Raw genomic sequence first — 701 nt, forward strand, 5'->3', positions numbered from 1 at the left:
AACAACAACGTTGCTTAATTCATATTAGTCGAAATCTAGCTAGTAAAGTGAAACGAGCAGATAGAGCGGTTATTCTGGAGCAATTTAAAACGATTTATCGTGCTGAAAATTTAGAAATGGCAGTGCAAGCTTTAGAGAACTTTATCGCCGAATGGAAACCAAAGTATAGGAAAGTCATGGAAAGTCTGGAGAATACGGATAATCTTTTAACTTTTTATCAGTTTCCCTACCAGATTTGGCATAGCATTTATTCGACAAACCTCATTGAGTCTCTTAACAAAGAAATCAAACGTCAAACGAAAAAGAAGGTTCTTTTTCCTAACGAGGAGGCTCTGGAACGTTATTTAGTTACCCTGTTTGAAGATTATAATTTCAAGCAAAATCAACGCATCCATAAAGGGTTTGGCCAATGTGCTGACACACTTGAAAGCTTATTTGATTAACATTCTTCAACTCTACTTGAGTGTTTACACATAATTATTGACAGTATCCCTATCGCCCTAAATCTTATCTAATTTTACTATTTATTAGTCTAATAAATGTTTAATATTTCGTCTCCAATAATTCTTTAAAACAAGGTATGGAACAAGATAATGATTTTTTGGAGTTATTGCTTTAAAGATCGAAGACTTAAATAGCAAGTACAAAGGATAAACTAAAAGGGAAGCTCTTCTTCTAAAATCAGGTCAGCCAAGTCATTG

The 701-nt window shown here is 33.7% G+C and carries 1 protein-coding gene; it reads left to right on the forward strand.

The genetic code is table 11. The annotated features are described in order from the left end of the window. Nucleotides 1-443 (forward strand): transposase (locus tag V6590_RS20810; protein ID WP_335425630.1); only part of this gene is annotated, 443 nt, incomplete at its 5' end. Nucleotides 444-701 lie beyond the last annotated feature (258 nt).

It is taken from the genome of Gemmobacter denitrificans (genome assembly GCF_036964905.1).
Lineage (GTDB): Bacteria > Pseudomonadota > Alphaproteobacteria > Rhodobacterales > Rhodobacteraceae > Gemmobacter > Gemmobacter denitrificans.